This is a genomic window from Peribacillus frigoritolerans, assembly GCF_040250305.1.
Lineage (GTDB): Bacteria > Bacillota > Bacilli > Bacillales > DSM-1321 > Peribacillus.
This window is the reverse complement of the sequence record NZ_CP158190.1, coordinates 2646132-2666975: the sequence shown is the minus strand read 5'-3', so window position 1 is coordinate 2666975 and position 20844 is coordinate 2646132. Positions and strand designations below refer to the sequence as shown.

At 40.3% G+C, this 20844-nt stretch carries 17 protein-coding genes and 1 riboswitch; of the genes, 2 read left to right on the top strand and 15 right to left on the bottom strand.

Annotated elements, in window-relative coordinates; all coding sequences use genetic code 11:
- Positions 1 to 83: 83 nt before the first annotated feature.
- From ABOA58_RS13130 to ABOA58_RS13105, 5 genes are all read right to left on the bottom strand, one after another.
- Positions 84 to 2399 (bottom strand): histidine kinase, encoded by a 2316-nt coding sequence (locus ABOA58_RS13130; protein ID WP_350302650.1) that lies wholly within the window; start codon positions 2397 to 2399, stop codon positions 84 to 86.
- Positions 2400 to 2456: 57 nt separating this feature from the next.
- A complete protein-coding gene (kdpC, locus tag ABOA58_RS13125; RefSeq protein WP_350302649.1) occupies positions 2457 to 3014 on the bottom strand; it encodes a potassium-transporting ATPase subunit KdpC in 558 nt (185 codons plus the stop codon).
- Between the two features lie 29 nt (positions 3015 to 3043).
- Positions 3044 to 5083, bottom strand: a complete 2040-nt coding sequence (gene kdpB / locus ABOA58_RS13120) for a potassium-transporting ATPase subunit KdpB (RefSeq protein ID WP_350302648.1) — start codon at positions 5081 to 5083, stop codon at positions 3044 to 3046.
- Positions 5084 to 5105: 22 nt separating this feature from the next.
- Complete coding sequence (gene kdpA / locus ABOA58_RS13115; protein ID WP_350302647.1) at positions 5106 to 6779, bottom strand: potassium-transporting ATPase subunit KdpA; 1674 nt, start codon at positions 6777 to 6779, stop codon at positions 5106 to 5108.
- Between the two features lie 103 nt (positions 6780 to 6882).
- Positions 6883 to 7176 (bottom strand): hypothetical protein, encoded by a 294-nt coding sequence (locus tag ABOA58_RS13105; RefSeq protein WP_350302646.1) that lies wholly within the window; start codon positions 7174 to 7176, stop codon positions 6883 to 6885.
- Positions 7177 to 7396: 220 nt separating this feature from the next.
- Positions 7397 to 7538: riboswitch (cyclic di-AMP (ydaO/yuaA leader) on the bottom strand.
- A 244-nt stretch (positions 7539 to 7782) separates the two neighbouring features.
- Here ABOA58_RS13105 and ABOA58_RS13100 point away from each other — a divergent pair.
- A complete protein-coding gene (locus ABOA58_RS13100; RefSeq protein ID WP_350302645.1) occupies positions 7783 to 8157 on the top strand; it encodes a DUF2294 domain-containing protein in 375 nt (124 codons plus the stop codon).
- Positions 8158 to 8523: 366 nt separating this feature from the next.
- On the opposite strand, the gene ABOA58_RS13095 is transcribed toward ABOA58_RS13100, so the two are convergent.
- The 10 genes from ABOA58_RS13095 to ABOA58_RS13050 all read right to left on the bottom strand — a co-directional run bounded on the left by ABOA58_RS13095 (position 8524) and on the right by ABOA58_RS13050 (position 19937).
- A complete protein-coding gene (locus tag ABOA58_RS13095) occupies positions 8524 to 9525 on the bottom strand; it encodes an NlpC/P60 family protein (protein ID WP_413017729.1) in 1002 nt (333 codons plus the stop codon).
- A gap of 25 nt (positions 9526 to 9550) precedes the next feature.
- The gene (locus tag ABOA58_RS13090) at positions 9551 to 10633 is read right to left on the bottom strand and encodes a dipeptide epimerase (RefSeq protein WP_350302644.1); all 1083 of its coding nucleotides are present in this window, start codon (positions 10631 to 10633) and stop codon (positions 9551 to 9553) included.
- A 15-nt stretch (positions 10634 to 10648) separates the two neighbouring features.
- Positions 10649 to 11809 (bottom strand): DUF819 domain-containing protein, encoded by a 1161-nt coding sequence (locus tag ABOA58_RS13085; RefSeq protein WP_350302643.1) that lies wholly within the window; start codon positions 11807 to 11809, stop codon positions 10649 to 10651.
- Positions 11810 to 11970: 161 nt separating this feature from the next.
- Positions 11971 to 12288, bottom strand: coding sequence for a DUF3870 domain-containing protein (locus ABOA58_RS13080; protein WP_350302642.1), 318 nt, complete (start codon positions 12286 to 12288; stop codon positions 11971 to 11973).
- A gap of 744 nt (positions 12289 to 13032) precedes the next feature.
- On the bottom strand, positions 13033 to 13899 hold the full coding sequence (locus tag ABOA58_RS13075; protein WP_350302641.1) for a carbon-nitrogen hydrolase family protein: 867 nt from the start codon (positions 13897 to 13899) through the stop codon (positions 13033 to 13035).
- Positions 13900 to 13969: 70 nt separating this feature from the next.
- Positions 13970 to 15454, bottom strand: coding sequence for a sodium:solute symporter family protein (locus tag ABOA58_RS13070; RefSeq protein ID WP_350302640.1), 1485 nt, complete (start codon positions 15452 to 15454; stop codon positions 13970 to 13972).
- Positions 15451 to 15651, bottom strand: a complete 201-nt coding sequence (locus ABOA58_RS13065; RefSeq protein ID WP_348964932.1) for a DUF3311 domain-containing protein — start codon at positions 15649 to 15651, stop codon at positions 15451 to 15453. Before ABOA58_RS13065 ends, ABOA58_RS13070 begins: the two co-directional genes overlap by 4 nt.
- Before the next feature lie 136 nt (positions 15652 to 15787).
- Positions 15788 to 17020 (bottom strand): Zn-dependent hydrolase, encoded by a 1233-nt coding sequence (locus ABOA58_RS13060; protein WP_350302639.1) that lies wholly within the window; start codon positions 17018 to 17020, stop codon positions 15788 to 15790.
- A gap of 105 nt (positions 17021 to 17125) precedes the next feature.
- Positions 17126 to 18745, bottom strand: coding sequence for an amidohydrolase (locus ABOA58_RS13055; RefSeq protein ID WP_350302638.1), 1620 nt, complete (start codon positions 18743 to 18745; stop codon positions 17126 to 17128).
- A 307-nt stretch (positions 18746 to 19052) separates the two neighbouring features.
- On the bottom strand, positions 19053 to 19937 hold the full coding sequence (locus ABOA58_RS13050) for a hypothetical protein (protein ID WP_350302637.1): 885 nt from the start codon (positions 19935 to 19937) through the stop codon (positions 19053 to 19055).
- A 165-nt stretch (positions 19938 to 20102) separates the two neighbouring features.
- Between ABOA58_RS13050 and ABOA58_RS13045 the strand changes: the two genes are divergently transcribed.
- The gene (locus ABOA58_RS13045) at positions 20103 to 20834 is read left to right on the top strand and encodes a hypothetical protein (protein ID WP_350302636.1); all 732 of its coding nucleotides are present in this window, start codon (positions 20103 to 20105) and stop codon (positions 20832 to 20834) included.
- Positions 20835 to 20844: the final 10 nt, after the last annotated feature.

Below are 20844 nucleotides of genomic sequence, written 5' to 3'. Positions count from 1 at the left end.
TATCCGTAAATAATTATACCATATTTTTCCTTGTAACTACAGGTAAATAAACTCCCGCAAAAAATTGCTGCCTGATAAATGAATTAATCAGCTACGATCAAAACATCAAGATGTCTGACTTCTCGTAGAAGACGAGCTACAATAGATCCACCCATAATTTCTTGCCATCTCGTTCTTGCTGATTGTCCTAAAATGACTTGTGTTGCTTTTTTTGTCTGTAATTGTTTCTTGATCTCCTTGAACACAGATCGTCTATCCCTGGTTGTATATATTTCAAAAATGCCTCCTAAGCGATGTGTAAGGCTTACCAGTTTATCAAGTATCAACTTTTCATCAGATTGCATTTCATATTGATGTTTGACGAAAATAACATACCACTCCGCTTTAAGTCGGTAGGCTATACGGAACCCCCTTCTGATTAAACGATCAGAATCCTCTCTAAGATTGACACAGACAAATATCACTTCATCTTTTCTCCATGGCCCCCTTACTCCTTCCTTACGTTTCATTGATTCTAATCTGTCATCCACATCATCCGCCAATTCACGGAGCGCAAGTTCTCTCAACGCTATAAGATTCTTTGTCTTGAAGAAATGGCCAAGGGACTGTTCCACTTTATCCATGGCATATATATTACCTTCCTCCATCCTTTTTCTAAGCGCATTTGGTGAAATATCGATCAACTCAAGTTCATCCGATAATTGGAGAATGTTGTCAGGTACTGTTTCTCTTACAGAAACACCTGTAATTTGCTTTACACTATCTTTCAAGCTTTCTATATGTTGAATATTCATCGTGGAAATAACCGATATTCCAGCGTCCAAAATGGTCATTACATCTTGATATCTTTTTTGATTTTTGTTACCCGGTACGTTCGTATGTGCTAATTCATCTATTAAGACCACTTCAGGATTCCGAATGATAATGGTATCTAGATCCATTTCCTCCAATAATACGTTTTTATATCGACTTAGTTTTTTAGGCAGGATTTCCAAATTTCCCACTTGGGCAATTGTCTCTTTTCGACCGTGGGTCTCCAATAGTCCAATCACTACATCAATTTCGTTTTCCTTCAATTGATTTGCTTCCCTTAGCATTGTATAGGTTTTACCAACACCAGGAGCAGCTCCGAGATAAATCTTAAATGTCCCTTTTTTCACCCGTTCCACTTTATCGTGCATTTCATTAGGGGAGAGTCTGCGATAAGGATTTTTCTTCTTTTTTTCCGTCTTGATTGCGGGGATGATCCTCTCGCCAAATGCTTTTACACGGTCTGCCATAATATATACATCGATGCTTTTTGACTTTCTCATTATTTTATTGACTATTGAACCGTTGACCACTTCTTCCCACACTGGCTTTTTTGATTGACCCAAGATAATTCGTGTTATTTGATGCTGCATGGAAAATCCGACTATTTCTTCTGCTATTTCGTCTCCAGTCATTGTAATCTCAAAAAAACTCCCATTTAATTTATTGACCAGTTTTTGCATGGAGCTTTTAAAGATTTCTTCCTCTTTTGATAGTTTTTTTGATAGTGGGATAAAGCTGGCGATTAAAAATTCACCGCCCAACCGCTTGGCAATTTGATCTCCTCTTCTTATTAATATGGAGCCATTCCAATGATATTGTACACAGACCAATATTCGTTCCGTAGCACCAGAAGGCCCCAATAGCCCTTCTTGTTCCCTTTGTTCAATCAGGTCCTCTTTCACTTCTTCCGCTAAAAACCGAAGTGACAATTCCCTAAGAGTGGCTAGATTACCATTGTTGTAAAACTGTAATGGACCTTCGTCTTTTTCACTTATTTCCCCTTTTTGCAGACGTTTTAATATGGCTTCAGGTGTGACGTCCAATAAACGTACTTCATCAGCATTTGTCAATGTATCTTCTGGAAGCGTAAACTCTACGTGAAGTGAAAGATTCAGTAATTGCTCTGCGACTTTCTTCACTCCTTTCAACTCATAAATATTTATGGTCGTAATGACACTGATTTCATGATTAATCAGTTCCTTAACATCATCCAAACGGGTGGCGTTTTTTGCATTTATATGGTTTTCATGTGCCAATCGATCAATTAAAACAACTTCGGGATTCCGTTTATAAATCTTATCTAAATCAATATCCTGTTCTATGTGTCCATTTTGCTCCCATTCTATAGTGGGAATAAGTTCAAGACTGCCTAATTGTTTAAGTGTTCCAGGACTACAGAACTTGTTGACCACACCGACAACTACATCAATCCCACGTTTCTTTAATTCATTTCCTTCAAGCAGCATATGGTAGGTCTTGCCTGAACCGCTTACCGCACCAAGTATAATTTTGAGCCTTCCCCTTTTGATATTGGAAATCGACTCTAGAATTTCATCTGGTGTTTTCCTTCGAAATTGTTCCGACATATTAGCCCTCCAATTATTATATTAAAAGGAGAGTCTACTAAACTCTCCAGAACATAGTTATTTCAATTCATCCAATGCGATATTCAACTCCAAAACATTAATTCGGGGTTCACCAAAAATTCCGAGTGATCGGCTGCTCGTATGTTTTTCCACTAGAAGGTATACTGTTTTTTCAGATAATCCCCTTTCGAGAGCAATACGAGGAACCTGTACCTTCGCACCATTAGGGGAAATATTGGGATCAAGTCCTGAACCCGAATTCGTCATTAAGTCAGATGGTATATCCGCCTTATCGATAGCAGGGTTTTCTTTTAAAAACTTTGAAATGTCTTTTTTTGTCCGATTTATGAATTCCTCATTTGAAGAAGCAAAGTTCGGCGTACCTGAACCAGCCGCATCATACTCAATAGAAGAAACACGGCCATGAAAATACCCAGGATCTTCAAAAGATTGACCGATCATTTCCGAACCGATCCATTCACCAGATTCATTTTTAATTAAACTGCCCTCTGCTTTTGCGGGCATCATCAACTGTGCCATTCCCGTCATCAAAATCGGATATGCCATCCCACAAATGATTAGAAGCACCAAAACCAATCTGATATTTTTCAACATGGATTTCCACCCACCCATAATTTATATTTTCAAGCCACTTTTAAGACAACAAGAAGCAAATCAATTAATTTAATTCCCAAGAAGGGGACTAACACTCCTCCTAATCCATACAAGAACAAATTCCTGGTCAATAATCTTGTTGCGCTCATAGGAAGATATTTAACACCTTTCATTGCCAAAGGGATAAGCAATGGAATGATGATGGCGTTAAATATTAAAGCTGATAATATGGAACTTTGGGGTGTCGCCAATCCCATAATGTTCAGGGCTTTCATTTGAGGTATCGCCAGCATGAACATGGCTGGGATTATCGCAAAATATTTAGCTACATCATTAGCGATGCTAAAGGTTGTCAATGCCCCCCGGGTCATGAGCAGCTGTTTGCCAATGGCTACCACTTCAATGATTTTGGTGGGATCTGAATCTAAATCCACCATATTAGCGGCTTCCTTCGCCGCGTTTGTCCCTGTATTCATCGCCAATCCCACATCTGCCTGCGCCAATGCTGGCGCATCGTTTGTACCGTCTCCAGTCATGGCAACAAGCTTGCCATCCTCTTGTTCCCGCTTGATGACAGAGATTTTATCTTCTGGCTTAGCCTCGGCGATAAAATCATCGACACCTGCTTCTTTGGCGATTGTTTCAGCTGTTAACGGGTTATCTCCTGTGCACATTATGGTTTTAATACCCATTTTTCTTAATTCGTCAAAACGTTCCTTCATGCCTGGTTTCACTGTATCTTTCAAATATATTGTGCCGAGTAGACGGCTTCCCTCTGTGACAACCAATGGAGTGCCGCCTTTTTTGGCCACTTCATCACAAGTGTCTTTCAAACCGAAAGGCACTTCCCCTCCCTGATGCACTATATATTTCATTATCGTATCAACTGCACCTTTTCTGATCCTTTTTCCGTCAGGAAAGTCCGTTCCGCTCATTCTGGTTTCCGCCGTAAATTCAATACCTTCCGTACCGTTTTTATCCAGCCATTTTTCAGGTAATCCATTTTTTTGGGCTAATTCCAAAACAGACCGGCCCTCAGGGGTTTCATCATGTAAAGATGCGTATACGGCATATTGGTTAAGCTCTTCCTGACTAATGCCGATAGCCGGTATTAAGGCAGATGCCATCCGGTTACCATGTGTTATTGTTCCTGTTTTATCAAGGATGATCGTATTGATATCACCTGCGGCTTCCACCGATTTTCCAGACTTTGCAATTACATTGAATTGAGTTACCCTATCCATACCTGCTATTCCTATCGCCGAGAGTAAGCCCCCGATTGTTGTGGGGATCAGGCAAACCAGCAAAGCTACCAGGGTAGCGGTTGGAAGGGTAACTTGAATATATGACGCAATCGGTACCAGAGTGGTACATACAAGTAAAAAGATGATGGTTAAGCTAATCAGTAATGTACCAAGTGCGATTTCATTCGGTGTTTTTTGCCTTTTTGCTCCTTCGACCAAATTGATCATGCGATCAAGGAAGGATTCACCAGGGTCTGCACCGACTTTAACTTTGATAAAATCACTGATGACTTTTGTACCTCCTGTTACCGAACTGAAATCTCCCCCAGGTTCTTTTATTACGGATGCCGATTCACCCGTGATCGCTGATTCATCGATAGCGGCCACTCCTTCAATGATTTCTCCATCCGACGGTATTATATCGTTTGCCTTCACTAAAACCATATCGCCTTTGCGTAATTGCAAGGCATCGACTATCATTACGGAACCATCTTTTTGAATCAACCTAGCTTTAGCATCCTGCTTTGTCTTTTTGAGACTATTGGCTTGTGCTTTTCCACGTCCCTCTGCTAGAGCTTCGGCGAAATTAGAAAAAATGATCGTTACGAATAAAATGATGGTTACTGCAACGTTATACCCCCTATCAGACACTCCGCCAAGAAGCGCAGGAAATATTGATAGAAGAAGCGTAATGGCAAACCCCACTTCCACTACAAACATGACTGGATTGCGTGACATAACTCTTGGATTCATTTTTTTGAGTGCATCTTTACCAGCCTCGTAAACAATATTCTTATTTACATTCGCTATTCGCTCTATGCTCATTTGAAATGCCCCTTTTCAACATTTATCTTATCGTAAGCCACTCAGCAACTGGTCCAAGTGCAATTATTGGAAAGAAAGTCAAAGCTCCAATAATCAAAACTGAAGCTAAAAGAATGACAAAGAACGTACCATTATCCGTTTTGAATGTTCCGATAGTCTCAGGAACACGCTTCTTTACCAGTAATGATCCTGCGACTGCAATCATGGCAATCATTGAAAAATAACGTCCGAATAACATGACTAAACCAGTGGAAACATTCCAAAAAGGGGTATTGTCTCCTAATCCTTCAAAACCCGAACCATTATTTGCTGCTGAAGAGGTAAACTCATAAACTACTTGAGTAATACCATGAAAGCCCGGGTTTGATATAGCTGCTGAACCCATTTGTGTCGCTAAAGCGATGGCAGATGGAACTAATATGATCAATGGGTGGATCAGAATCGCTATAGCTATTAACTTCATCTCCCGGCCTTCAATTTTCTTACCCAAAAACTCAGGTGTACGTCCCACCATAAGTCCGGCAAGAAATACAGCCAATATTGAGTACATGAGAATATTGACCGTACCCACACCATCGCCGCCAAATACACAGTTCACCATCATCATTGCAAGTGGAGCTATACTTCCCAGCGGTGTTAAGGTATCATGCATATTATTTACCGATCCTGTAGTTGCAGCTGTAGTTATACTGGTGAATAATGCACTCTGAGCCACCCCGAAGCGCACCTCTTTCCCCTCCATGCTCCCCTCCGTTTGTGAGAGGCCAATTTGCTCCAAAGCTGGATTACCATTTTTCTCATTAATATACGTAATGCTTAAGAAGAGTAATAACATGAATGCCATCGCCGAAAATAGGATCCAGCCTAGCTTCTTATTCCTCGCCATATATCCAAAAGTCAACGGAAGGGCAGAAGGTATAAGAAACATGGATAATATTTCCAAGACATTCGTGAAACCATTAGGATTTTCAAATGGATGGGCTGAGTTGACCCCAAAGAACCCTCCCCCATTTGTGCCTATGTGCTTTATGGATTCTAGTGCCGCTACAGGTCCCCTTGCTATATTTTGGGTGTCTCCTTCCAATGTTGTCGCAACTGTCGTTGGGCTAAATGTTTGCGGTACGCCTTGGGATACTAGGACTAAACCAATCAATATCGATAAGGGAAGCAGAACCCGGGTAATCGTTCGGATTACATCCACATAGAAGTTTCCTAGACTCCGGTGGCTTGTTAAGCCCCTAAAAAAAGCCATACATAAAGCAATGCCGGTGGCCGGGGTAGTGAACATCAAGAATATGATCACTGCCATTTGAGATAAATAAGAAAGTCCCGATTCTCCACTATAATGCTGTAAATTGGTATTCGTAAGAAAGCTTGCAGCTGTATTCAGTGCCAACAATGGCTCCATGTTGTCAATCTTACTGGGGTTGCCAGGTAACTCCCCTTGGAAGCGAATGATAATATAAGAGATTATGAACATCACTAAATTACTTATCAGCAGTGCCTTGGCGTACTGCTGCCATTTCATATCTCCCGTTTTAATGCCGGATAGCTTAAAGATAAACCTTTCCATCCTTCCAAACACGCGATCTTGTTTCGTTAATTCAAGGGAATAAACATCCGTTAAATATTTAGCCATTGGTATCGCCAATACAACCGCAATTGCCAATACCACAACGATTTGCAATAGCTCCATTTACTTCTCCTCCGTAAGTCACCCTTAGTATTTTTCCGGATATATGAGGGCATGTATTAAATACAACGTTACCGCCCCGACGATTATCAATAAGAACATCTCCCTACGCTCCCTTTGCAATGACTTTATTACAAAAATGAATGAATCCTAAAAAGAATACTAACGGTATAGCCATTAATGAAATTGCTATACTATCCATTTTTTTCTTCTCTCCTCCCGCATAATAAAGCCTATTTTCTCCTTCTCCTTCACCTCCTTTAAGATACGTTTCATTAAACTGTTCTTTTTGTTCAGAAAGACGTGCTTTAAGGCATAAAAAAAATAGACCAATGTTACTTTTCCCCCAGTTTGCAGCGCTGCACAAATGCAATCTCCTTCCTACAGCGTCATGAACCATGACGCATCAGAAAAAGAAAGATATACAGAAACAAACATTTTGTTGGAGAAAAAGTAATCATTGGTCTACTTAACGCCCAGCAAGCATTAGCGCCTACTCCACGATCCGTCTTCCAAGAAACCTTTTCAATTATAGGCATAATAAAAAGACCTACGGAAATGTCAGATTGCCATTTTGCTATAGCATAACAAAAAAGCCTCCTGAATCAAGGTGGTCTTATGACCTCCTTCGCTTTAGCCGACGAAGTTAGCTGACGGGTAGGATGGCGAAAGAGTATCTCATCCCTTCTGCAAATGCAGAATTAACCCCAAAAATAGTGGGTCCTCCGTTCTCAATCACTTGAGATTTGGCCGGTATCTAATTGTTTTTCATGAGGATTATTGTACGCTCCTCATTCAAGGTTTGTAAACTAATAAAAACCATTAAAAACCTCCATATTTGATTAATTAAGACGATATTCACCCAATTTATCAGCAAGAATATTATATTTCTTCAATTTACTAACTTTTTCACTTTTTTCTAAAGTTTTACAAACAGTTATTGACAGGAACTTCGACGTGGCATTATGATAAATCCCATAAATTCATCAGATTAACTGGAGGCATTATGTCAATTACAAAGAAAAGGATCGAAGCTGAAATAAGCGAAGCATTCATTAAATTCCAGCGTGAATTGATTGGAAGAGGACCTCAGGAAACTAAAACATATATAATCAATGATATGTTGATAACCCGTTTCAAGGGTGTCCTTACTGTAGAGGAAAAGCACCTTGTGAGTCACAATTCAGGCAAAAAACTTGTCAAAAAAATGCGTTCACTACTTCGTGAAATGTACACTAAGGATTATGAAAAAATAGTTGAAGATCTTACCGGTTGTAAAGTACTTTCATCCCACAGTGATATTAGCACTAAAACAGGCGAAAGAATCGAAGTTTTCATTATGGATAAGGATTTGGAACGTCTTTTTGAAACCATCAAATAAAAGTTACAATTCTTCCACTTAAATATTATATTAAAATAGTTTTTAGTAAAACTTATATTTAGAAACATCAGTGGGGACAATCATTATTTTCCCCTACTGATGTTTTTTATGGTTAACTTTTCTTTTAACCACCTTTATCATCAAACATTCTCCAATTAAACCACCTGCTAGAAAATAAATAAAAGCGGTTGAATAATCTCCTTTTCAAATTAAATCCCCAAAATTATTATATCAATAAAATTCCTTTTTTTCGATTATTGTCAGAATCATCACCTCGGATTCTCCTGTAACTTTTACTATCAAAACAATAATCTATTTCCATAACCCACCAGATACTATTTTTATCGGAGTTTATATTATTGAGCATCAATCGATATATCTTCTTGCTCCGGCATATTCCTCTCCGTATCCCGATGTTTTTATTTCATCTATCCTTACATGTGTTGAGCTGTTAGGCGAATGGATCATTTTGCCGTCACCAATATACATTCCGACATGATGGACCCTTCCTTTCCCTTTATCATAGGCAAAAAATAGTAAGTCACCTGGTTGAAGATTTTCTTGTTCCACCTTTTTTCCATGTTGCGCCTGAACGGAAGAGTCCCTTGGGATCGTTATTCCATTAGCATGATACATGGTATACGTAAATCCAGAACAGTCAAATCCAAAACCGGACATTCCAGCCCATAGGTAAGGTAGCCCTAAAAATCCTTTTCCTGTTTCAACGATGTCCTTTCCGGTTGGAGCAGGTATTTGATTGTCATTTTGATAGACTGATACGTCCTGCTTTTCTATCCATTTCGCTCCATTACTCGGTGTCATCACCTTCACTTTATCTTTTTTCACCTGCAATAACGGGAGGCGGGTATCGAAGCTGACCTCCATGAATTCGGACCGAAGTTTCGAATCCGAATAAAGCCAAGTCTTTGGGGCATTTACAAGGGCGAATCCTCGTTTAAATTGCTTCTCAAAAGAATTTCCGTCTTTTAATTGTGCCTTTGGCATCCATCCTGGATAACCAATATCATTGCGGGGCGTCGGTTGATTGGCAACGGCTACTTTCACCCATTCACCCCGACCTTCAAGAATCGTCACTTTAGAACCATATAAAGCTTGTGTTTCCAGGTTACCTACAAGCCACAGCTTGTCTTCATATTTCATCGAGCCGATCCATGCATTCAAATCAACGGGATTCGATGCAGAAGGAGCATCGATTTCCCTTAATAATCCCGGCTCAGTCCAAAGAGTGGCCACGCTTACATCAACATAGGCATTTCTCTGCTTCTCTCTTGAACTAGCTTCATTGGGACTGAATACTAAAATACCAATAGCAAATAAAGATAGCACAAAAACGGTTAACCTTTTCAAAATAATCACCCTTTCAAATTTGTTTTTATTGAGTATAAGAGGATTTCCTCTTGACTCCCAGTCCAGGTTTATCGGAAATTAGCAGTTGATCTTTCATAAATTGAATACCTTCAAATGGCTCATTCTTAATCCATAATGGGGCATCTAAATCAATCTTCGTTATATTTGGATGGGCGGTTGCCAGATGAGCCGCGGCCGCTACACTCACGGATGATTCCATCATACTCCCAATCATGCATTCCACCCCGGCTGCTTCTGCCATATCGGCAATTTGGAGAGCACGTCTAATTCCACCTGTTTTCATTAATTTAATATTAAGGAGATCGACAGCATGTTCATTCAGGAGTTTCATGGCGTCACGAGGGGAAAACAAACTTTCATCGGCCATGATCGGCACTTGGACAGACCTCTTTATTTCTTTCAATCCTTCGATATCATGGGCTTTGACGGGCTGTTCCACCAAATCAACATTCAGCTTTCTTTCCTCGAGTTCATGAATGATGGAAATCGCTTGTTTTGTTGTCCACCCTTGATTTGCATCAATCCTGATCATAACCTGGTTGCCAACAGCAGCACGAATGCAGGCAACCCGCTCCACATCACTCTCCCAATCTTTCCCCAGTTTTATCTTCATCGTAGTAAATCCGCAATCAATGAGAGACAATGCCGCCTTTGCCATTTCTTCGGGTTCACCAACGCTGATTGTCATATCATTTTTAAGGACATTCGATTTACCGCCAAGATATTGATATAAAGGGAGCTGCCATCGTTTGCTGACTGCGTCGTACAAAGCGATTTCAACAGCAGCTTTTGCACTTGTGTTACCTACACAGGATTGTTGGATCAGTTGAGACAATGCATTTATATTCTCGATGTCACGGCCAATTAGATGTGGTGTGATCACTTCCTCAATGACCGTCATGATTCCTTTTGTAGAGTCACCTGTGATGGCAACCGTAGGGGCTGCAGCCCCCAAGCCTTCCGTTCCATCCTCCAACTTTACGGAAACCATGATGTTTTCAATTTCCATTGCGGTGCGTAATGCAGTCTTGAATGGCTTGATAAGTGGCAAGGTATCCACTGATACTTGTAAACTTTCAATCTTCATATTAACAACCCTTCCTTAAAAGCTTGAGAGTATATATGATGTAAGAATTCCAAAATAGGTGCCCAGAAGACTGCCAAGTACTGCCATCAATATCCCGACCGGTATTAGCGCCCGGTTGAATGCACCTGCCAATATAGGGGCTGATGCCACGCCCCCTATGTTGGCCAAAGAAGCAACTCCCATTGTAAATAGATCCAACTTAAAGATTTTGGCCAAAATGACCATGATCAATCCATGAAAGAATAGAATCATAAAGCCGGAAATAATATACACAGGTGCTTGAAACAGCTGTGAAAAATCGGCATGGGAAGCAATTAAACCAATGACGATATAAAGCATGACTTTGGAAATTTCCATGGAACCGGCAATACGTCCAACCTTCGTGACAGCCAGAATTAATCCTACGGTCGAAGCGATGATGATCGTCCAAGTGGTTCCATTCACAGCGGCACCGAGTACCGGCAGTCTCTCCCCAATTTTGGTTGCCCCTACTGAAATAATTAAAGCCAGCGCCAAGAAACCAATCAATTCCACAAATCCAAATTCCGTCTTGGCGGTTTCCCCCGCTTCAAGCTCGGAAGTCATTTGATCAATGTAAGATGTATCCGCTTTAGTCCAAATATTGAATTTTCCAGCAAGAGGCACCAGCCAAAACAAGAACATGACCCAAATGGAATAATTGACTGTATCCATGATCAACGCATAACCAAAAATATTTTCCGGCACATCGAGTATGCCTTGCAAGATCACCATATTGGCAGAGCCCCCTGTCCAGCTTGCGCTTAAAGCCGAGAATGCCTTCCAAGTTCCTTCCGCATAGAAGCCATTCATTAAAACGTAAGTAAGAGTGAACCCTCCAATAATGCTGAATGAAGCCGCAAAAAAAGTTAACAGCATCTTTGGTCCAAGCCTGATGATTTTCCGCATATCGCATTGCAAAAGCATAAGCATCAACATGGCAGGCAGCAGGAGCCCCCGTATGGTGGTATATGCACTTTCAACTGACTCACTATCTGAAAAGACCCCGAATGTTTTCATCAGAGCCGCTCCAATATAAATAAGGACAATCCCAGGAACATACTTGAAGAACTTTCCTCCTATCTTTTTTTCCGCTACGGCAATCACTGCAGTAAATGCCAATAAAAAACAGACAAACATCACACCATCTTGAATCATATTCCATACCTCCTTAAATTTTATAACAAAAGGTAATTTCCATTTTATTCACACTCATCTATTAACTATTGCATGGAGCTAAATAGAAAAATCCAGCTGCCAAAGAGCACGTACACACTCTTTAACAGCTGGATTTCAATTGCGACTGACAAAAGAAGCAGCTATAACTTATAAAGTTGCTGATATTTGATGCTGGCATTTCTTAGGGCGACGGTCAGTGCTTTCTGAGATGAACCAAAATACCGTTGCTCAATTTCTGTCTCCAATTCATCGGGCCGAAGAATGGATTTACCAACTAACATGGATTGAATGAAGCGTGATGTAATCGATATCGTGGTCGAGCATTCCGCATCCACTATTTCATGTGTATCACGATTAATGACGAACCCGATAAAAAAGCAGTTGAATTGCTGTGTAATTGGATTATTGGACGGTGCCTTCGATTCGCCAACTATATATACTGTATTCTGTTCAAACATGATTGTTGTGCCTCCTGCCATTACAGACATCATAACAGGTATAAATAGGGTGACATCTATATTATTACAATATGAAATGGTTAAATATATTTTAATATATACAGCAAGCATTTGACAATATATTTCGTATATTAAGTCAATTCTCGATTCCTTCGGCAAGAGAATAGATAAGTTCTATAACTAATACGCCCATCTAACGGGAAAAATCACGAAAGATACTAGGTATTGTTAATGTTCAGGGGTCCTTTTTCGACCTACCCCGCACTTTATTCGACCGTTCATGAATTTATTCGACCTACCCCGCACTTTATTCGGCCGTTCATGAATTAATTCGACCTACCTCGCACTTTATTCGGCCGTCATGAATTAATTCGACCTACCCCGCACTTTATTCGGCCGTTCATGAATTAATTCGACCTATCCCGCACTTTATTCGGCCGTTCATGAATTTATTCGACCTACCCCGCACTTTATTCGGCCGTTCACGAATTTATTCGACCTACCCCGCACTTTATTCGGCCGTCATGAATTAATTCGACCTACCTCGCACTTTATTCGGCCGTCATGAATTAATTCGACCTACCCCGCACTTTATTCGGCCGTCATGAATTTATTCGACCTACCTCGCACTTTATTCGACCGTTGACGAATTTATTCGACCTATCCCGCACTTTATTCGGCCGTTCACGAATTTATTCGACCTACCTCGCACTTTATTCGGACTATGGTTCGGGATCCAACAGATCATTTCAGCCCTTCATACGGCTTATATTTCGCATACAACTCTTTTCGGCGATTGCGATCCTTGAAAGTGGTTGCTGCACCACTTTTTCGATTCTCATAAAGCTCGTCCATATCGACTGTACCGGTTATGATTGTATGTTCATTCATTACCGCCTCGGCTATTATTCCATTTGCTGGCCAAGCGCTGTCACAGGGGCTAAGAATACTGGCGCTCCCATACCCGTTCGGCAGGGGTGACCCTGGTTCACCAACAGTGGGGCAATGAACAAAATATACCTGATTCTCGATTGCACGCGCATGAGCGCAATGGCGAACTCGCCAAAAACCAGCCTCTGTAAATGTGTATGATGGGCAAAAAATGATATCGGCCCCGTTCACTGATAATATCCTTGAAATTTCAGGTATCTCCGCTTCATAACATACCGCTATTCCTATCTTAACCGGACCGATGGAATAAACTTTCAGTTCATCACCTTCAGAAGTATGCCAATTCGCTTCAGCAGGAAAGATATGAGTTTTTTTATGCTCTACGACTGATCCGTCTTTATCAAAAATATATGCAATATTGAAGTATTCTTTTCCGCGTCGTTCCAGATGCGTGCCGGCAATGATGACCTGTTTTCTTTTTCTTGAAAGTGACTTGAAAAGATCTTTGTATTGATTGGTATATTCATCAATCCTGGTAACGGACGAAGCATCCTGTTCTCCAAAGGCCGCTGATAACCCGATGGTCAACAGTTCAGGAAAAATGATATAATCCGAGTCTTCGGGAACTTGGCTGATCAAGTCTTCTACTTGTTCCTGAAATTCATTGAAAGTTGACACCTTTTCTACACGAAATTGACAAGCCGTTATTTTAATTTTCACAAAAGCCCTCCCAAATCATGCTTTATCTGTTCTTCCAGTCAGTACTTCCATAAGCCTTGTTTTAAAGAAATCAGGATATCTTATCCAGATCATTCATTTCGGTCTGTTGCATGGAGATATGTTTAGTCAGTGCACTTACAATGAATGTTACTAGTATATTAATCAACAAAGCTATGACGCCTGTACTGATATCATTAATTACATGCGGGGTATTTGGCAGGAATGTAGCAACCTTCACATCTGCAATTGTCGAATATAAAACAATCAGGACACCTGCCAATATACCTGCCATCGCACCATACTTATTGATAATATTGGTTTTTGGCAAACTGCAAAACAAGGAAGGTGCCAGTTGCGTAATTAAACTGTATGACATGATATTCAAGATGGCTAAAGCCTCGCCGCCTGTAACAGTTACAATTAAAGCAATGATTGAGATACCAATAATAATGATCCTTGAGACAATCAATTGATGTGTTTCAGTCGCAGCAGGGACCAAAACTTTAAAAAAGCTATTTGTCAGACCTACCGATGCAGCCATTAGCATGACTGAAGCCGGTACAAGCGCCGTCAATAAACCTGCAGCTCCGATAACCCCTATCACCCATGGATCGAATGTTTGAATCGCCAGCCTTAAAAGTGAGAGATCCCCATCAGCTCCTTGCAAACCCGGGATTCCCATGATGGCTGTAAACCCAATGAAAAAAACGAAAAGCAATAACAATGTGTATAACGGTAACGCAATCGCATTTTTGCGAAGGGTCCTTTCCCCATTGGACGATAAAACGACCATGAATGTTTGTGGCAGCAAATAAAATCCTAGGGCATTGAGCAAAACGGTGGACACAAACCAGGACTGACTCAATCCCTGATCTGCTAAAACCAACATTTCCGGTTTAGCAGCCTGCACGGTCTCGAACATTGGCTGTATGCCTCCGAAGTAATGAACTGGAATGTAAATCCCTAAAAAGATAACAACCACCAAAATCATGAAATCTTTCAGTATGGCTGTCCATGCCGAACCATGAATGCCTGAAATCATCACATAGGTAGTTACAACCACAGCACCGATCACACTTGCAGCAACTGGTGAAATGGCTCCGTAAGATGCTTCGGAAACAATGATACCTAATCCTTTGAGCTGAATGACTATGTACGGCACGAGGGCTAAGCTTCCCAATACAGCAACGATCATTCCCATTGACCTGCTTTTATATTTAGACGCAAAATACTCTGGCTGAGAGATAATGGAATGACGTTTTGAATATCTCCATATTTTAGGGACGAGCCAATATGATAGGACGTAAGCTAAGAAAATATAGGCGGGAACATAATAAGCAGCGGCACCTTTCGAGTAAGCCCACCCACTTCCGCCCAGGAATGTAAAAGTTGTATAAATTTCACCTGCTATTAAGAGAAAAATGAAGAATGTACCGAAGCCCCTGCCCCCTACGGCGAATTGCTCCATATCCATATCCTTCCCTTTTCTTGCTTTTATCCCTAAATAAAGTGCTAGAACCAAGAAGATGGAAATGATGAGTAATGAGATATTCATTCAGAATCGCTCCCTTTATTATCAGGATCGAACTTATAGACAATCATTAAGATAATCGATGCCATCACCATCCAAAATGCAACCCAAAATAACAAAAAAGGCATCCCCAATATGTACGGTTCTATTTTATTTGCGTATGGCAAAAAACCTAAAAACCCTATAAATGGAACAAAAAGTAATAGCTTAATAGCATCCAAATTATACCCTCCCCCTTTTAGGTTCCTTACACGGATGCATCACCATCAGTCAAGCTGACTTTCATACTAAACTGATGGTTTGATAGCACCCTTTGTTTACTTTCATTACCTGCTTTCAACCAACCATATATTTGTCTTAAGATGACTGGATGGCAAGGACCGTTTCCAGTATTACATTGACGCCTTTTTCACAATCTTCCCAACTAGTAAGTTCCTCTTCACAATGGCTTTTACCGTTGATGCTTGGGACGAAAACCATGGCAGTAGGTATATAACTAGCAATAAACTGTGCATCATGTCCTGCACCGCTTACCATTCTTTTATAAGGTAGGCCTAGATAATTGGTCGATTGCTCAATCAAATTGCAAATGGATTTGTCGAACCAAACGGTATCCCTGTCCCACAATTTTTTCGCTTGGATGTCGCAGCCGTCTTCTGAACCTGTAGTTATAAGGCTTTTAATGACTTCCTCCACCTTTTCGATGACTTTGGAATCCTTATGTCTCGCTTCTAGCGAAAATACCACTTTATTAGGGATCACCGTATGGATATTAGGAAACACATTTACCCTTCCCATCGTAAAAACCAAATCGTCATCAAGCATGCCTAGCTTCTGACGAGCCTCCATAATCAAGCTATTCGCAGTGAAGAAAGCATCTTTTCTCATATTCATCGGAGTGGTTCCTGCATGATCGGATTCGCCTGTAACTTCTATCTCATAGCACACCATACCAAGGACACATTCAACGACACCGATCGTGAGTGATTCACGTTCAAGAATGGGCCCTTGTTCAATATGCAACTCTAGAAATGCAGTCGCTTCTTTTAAACGAGACTCTTTATCCCCTGCATATCCAATGGCATTCAAAGCACTCTTGAAAGTGGTTCCTTCACTATCCGTCTTTTGCAGCATGATGGATTTTTCGAATTTACCTGAAAGAACTCCCGACGACATCATGGAAGGTTCAAACCTGGCTCCCTCTTCGTTCGTAAAATTGACGATCATTACCGGAATTTTAGGTTGGATATTATTTTCCACCAGAGTCCGCACGACTTCCAAGCCTGCAGCTACACCCAAGATACCATCAAACCGACCGCCCTTTTTTACGGTATCCATATGTGATCCCATTACAATAGGAGGTTTATTTTCAAGTCCCGCCAAAGTAGCGTAAATATTCCCCATATCATCAACCTTAATGGTCATACCCAATTCTTTACAGCAAGCGCAAAAGTAATCACGGACTAATCGATCTTCTTCGGAAAGGGATAGCCGTGTGACTCCGTTGTTTTCTGTTCGTCCAAAATCAGCAAATTTCTCTAGCGTACGACTCAGCCTCTCACCATTAATTAATAATTTTTGCTTTTTCATAGCGAATATCCCCCTTTTTTAATAACTTGCTAAATCCCAATTACGTTCGCTTAAGCCAAAAAAATGAAAGTGAAGTTCTTGATGTTTTAGAGTAGTTACACTAGATTATATTTCTACCAATGTTTCCCTATGATAAAGAATCTCCCCATTCAGAATCGTTGATTCAACTTTCAAATCCTTGATATTTTGGGAATCCACTTTCAATATACTATCATTCAAAACTACTAGATCGGCCAGCTTACCAGCCTCCAGGCTGCCTTTGACATCTTCATCGAAACTCGCAAACGCGCCATTCCATGTGTATAGTTTAATGGCTTCCAAAACGCTAATAGATTGAACCGTACCTATTTTCGTACCTGACCTGCTTGTTCTATTAACAGCAACGTGTATGCCTAATAAAGGGTCGTGATCAGTAACCGGAGCATCGGAACCGCCTGCGGCCAAGATCCCATTATCAATAAAATCACGGGCGGCGTACATGTGGTTGACCCTATTGCCGTAATGTTCAATATATATATCACCGAATTCATAAGGAAATGGGGGGTTGGGGATTGGGATGATTTCAAGTTCTTTCATCCTCATTTGTAAATCTGGAGAAGATATTCCGGCATGCTCGATCCTATGTCTATGATCTTTTCTTGGCGATTCGTTCAAAGCCTTTTCCACGCAATTTAAATACATCTCTATCGCTTTGTCCCCTTGGGCATGGACTGTGATCTGATAGCCTTTTTTATGTGCTTGACCTAATACTTGATAGATTTCCTCTTCTTTATAATAAAGAATTCCGGAATAACCTGGATCACTCGAATAGGGCTCACGGGTAGCAATTGTCGGACCGGTACTGCTGCCATCCGTAAACAATTTGGCTGGTCCGATTTTGAATCTTTCGTCCCCAGTTCCGGTTATCATTCCCGAATCCATCATTTTATTTACAAATTCATGAGAATTATTCAATGAACCGACCATCGCATAGATACGGACACGAATATCCTTATTTTTTATGGCCTGCTGCATTAAACGGAAACTTTCAGGACCATGAGCACCTGCTTCATGAATGCTTGTTATTCCTGCTGCGATGAAATGCTCAGATGCTATTTTCACTGCTTTCAACAGTTCACTCTCAGAATAACTTGCTCTATCGGCCATTATCATATTTGCCGTTTCAATGAGTTTGCCTGTAATTCTCCCCTCCCTATCCTTTTCAATGATCCCTCCAGTTGGATTCTCTGAGTTCTCATCTATTCCGGCAATCTCTAAGGCCCTGCTATTCACCACACTAATATGGCTGCATGTACGGGTTACGATAATGGGATGGTCTGTTGAAATAGCATCCAATTCTGCTATTGTAGGATAACGTTTTTCTTTCACAGCAGTCTCATTGAAGCCCCAGGCACGAATCCATTCACCTTTAGGGATCGTCAAAGCTTTCTCCTTCAGATCGATTAACAAATCTTCTACAGATTTGATATGTTCAGCTTTACAACTTACTGCCAATTGATTGACACCGTACAATATTAGATGAATATGAGAATCTATAAACCCAGGAAGTAATGACTTTCCCTGCAAATCAATCACATTTGTTTCCTCTCCGATAAATACCTTGATTTCCTGATTCGTTCCGACTGCCGAAATACGATCACCTTTAATTGCCAGGGCTTCTGCGACTTCACTTTTTTGATTTACGGTTATGACCTCGCCGTTTATGAACACAATATCTGCTTTCAAACAAAACACCCCTTTCTTTATTGGTCACCCTCATTACACCTTCCTCTACCTTTGCTTTCCCCGCTTCTACTAATCGGAATATTCTGTTTTTAACAGATTCATTATATCCACACCAGTTAGTGAAATCATTAGACAAATAGTCAAAAATTTCATCGTTTTTTTATACCTTTTATATAATTATGTCTTATTTCCTATGGTTTCCTGGCCAAGCCCCCTTTTTATCACGCCTAAAGGATAAGGGACTATAACCGATCAAAAAAAGGATAGATAGCTGCTGATATGCTTATCTATCCTTCCATTTTTCAATTTACAACCCATTCAATCTCCCGATAATACCAATGGTCAAATACTGTTTGTTTGCATTAAAATCCCATGTCCAGTAGCGAAGGCTTAATTCGCTTTTATCCACTTTTTCAATAAACGTTTTCATCCCTATCAATGCAGCCCCATATCCCACGTTCGAGGCCAAGGCAAAGATGGCATTCAGCCCTTCATTAATGGTATCCATATACTCAGGTTCGATTTTTAAGATATCAGACCATGTAATACAGAATCCATTCTGCTTGGTACATTTAGATATAGAGTGATTCATTGTACGAACGATTTCATCCCTTAGATCTAAAATTCCATTTTTCAGCTCTTCTGCGTCTTTTTTCTGATAGAGGTTTGCATGATCAGAAAGCAGTTCCTTGGCCCAATTATAAAATAGTTGCGTATAAATGGCGGAAGTTGCCATGATATCAAAATCATTATAATAATTAGCAAAAACCCTTTCAGAAAGCTGACCTAACCGATTTTCGGTTTCCTTTAAATATTGGATAATTCCCTTTGCCGTTTCACCACGATTCAGCATGGAAGATAGGTGGTGATCAAAATCCACTTTATCGAGGCCTGTTACATCGATTGCAACAAGTTGAATTTTCTCCCGGGTCCATTCAGGCAAATTCGCCGTACCCTTTTCCATACTTTCCATATCAATATCAAATAAATATATGAAGTTGCATTTAGTTGCCAAATATTCTAAATCCAAATCATCGCAATTGCCTGCACCAACGATAGCCACTTTATCAACGAACGCTTTTTTCGAAAAAACGGCATCGAATAACCCTGTAACTTGTAGACGATGCTGTTTCCATCGCAACTTTCTGTATTCATCCCGATTATGATTCATTTTTCTTTGATAGGTTTCCAAGTTGATCTCTCCCTTTAGGGTACTAACCATTTATATATTGTAACAAAGTATCCCGCTATTTTGGAGGTCAGGTAATTTAGATTTCGCATAGTAAAATAAGCGATAAAAATGTTAGAATAATATGGTAATTATTGAGATGTAAAAGAGATAACAGGAGGGTGTTACTTGAGCAAAACAAAAAAGGTTTTACTGACTTTACTAGGTGTTTTTTTAATCATCTTGGCCGGTGTGATGATCCTTATGTTTTCATTCACACAGAGTATGAAAGCAGATCCTGATGAAGAAAAGAAAGTCCGGGATCAAGCTGAACGATATTTAGAGAAAACTTTTGATGAAGAAACCGAAATATATGATGTCTTATACGATAACATGGGGAATTGGGGCTATTTTGAATACGCAGCTAAAGTGAAACATGAAAAATATGGGACTCATTTTCTAGTTTTCTTTAATGATGAAACAGGGGAAATGGAGGATACATTCCTATCTGATAAATGGCAAGATGATGCAGAAAAAGAAATCAGGCCTTATGTTGAAAAGGAACTGGGTGACGTGTTGATATCAAAGGAACTGGGAGATATTACAGAGAAGGAAGATTGGGAGGAGATTCAAGAAGAAATAGGCGATTATAATCAATTACTCTTGGTGTTTGATGAGGGTGTCGGGAAAGAATTGAAAATTGATCCGAATAAACCAGCCAGCTATAAAGATTACGATGTTTCCCCAACCATACGGATTACCCTTTCACGTAAGAAACAGGACGCAGATGAAGACCGCTTTACCGAAATTATCAATTCACTAAAAAAAGATAGAGTTCTTAAACATGGAAATATGATTGTAGAATATATTAGTACCAATGGTGTGCCACTTGAAGATGAAGAATGGAATGAAAAATTTTAACAATAAGGTA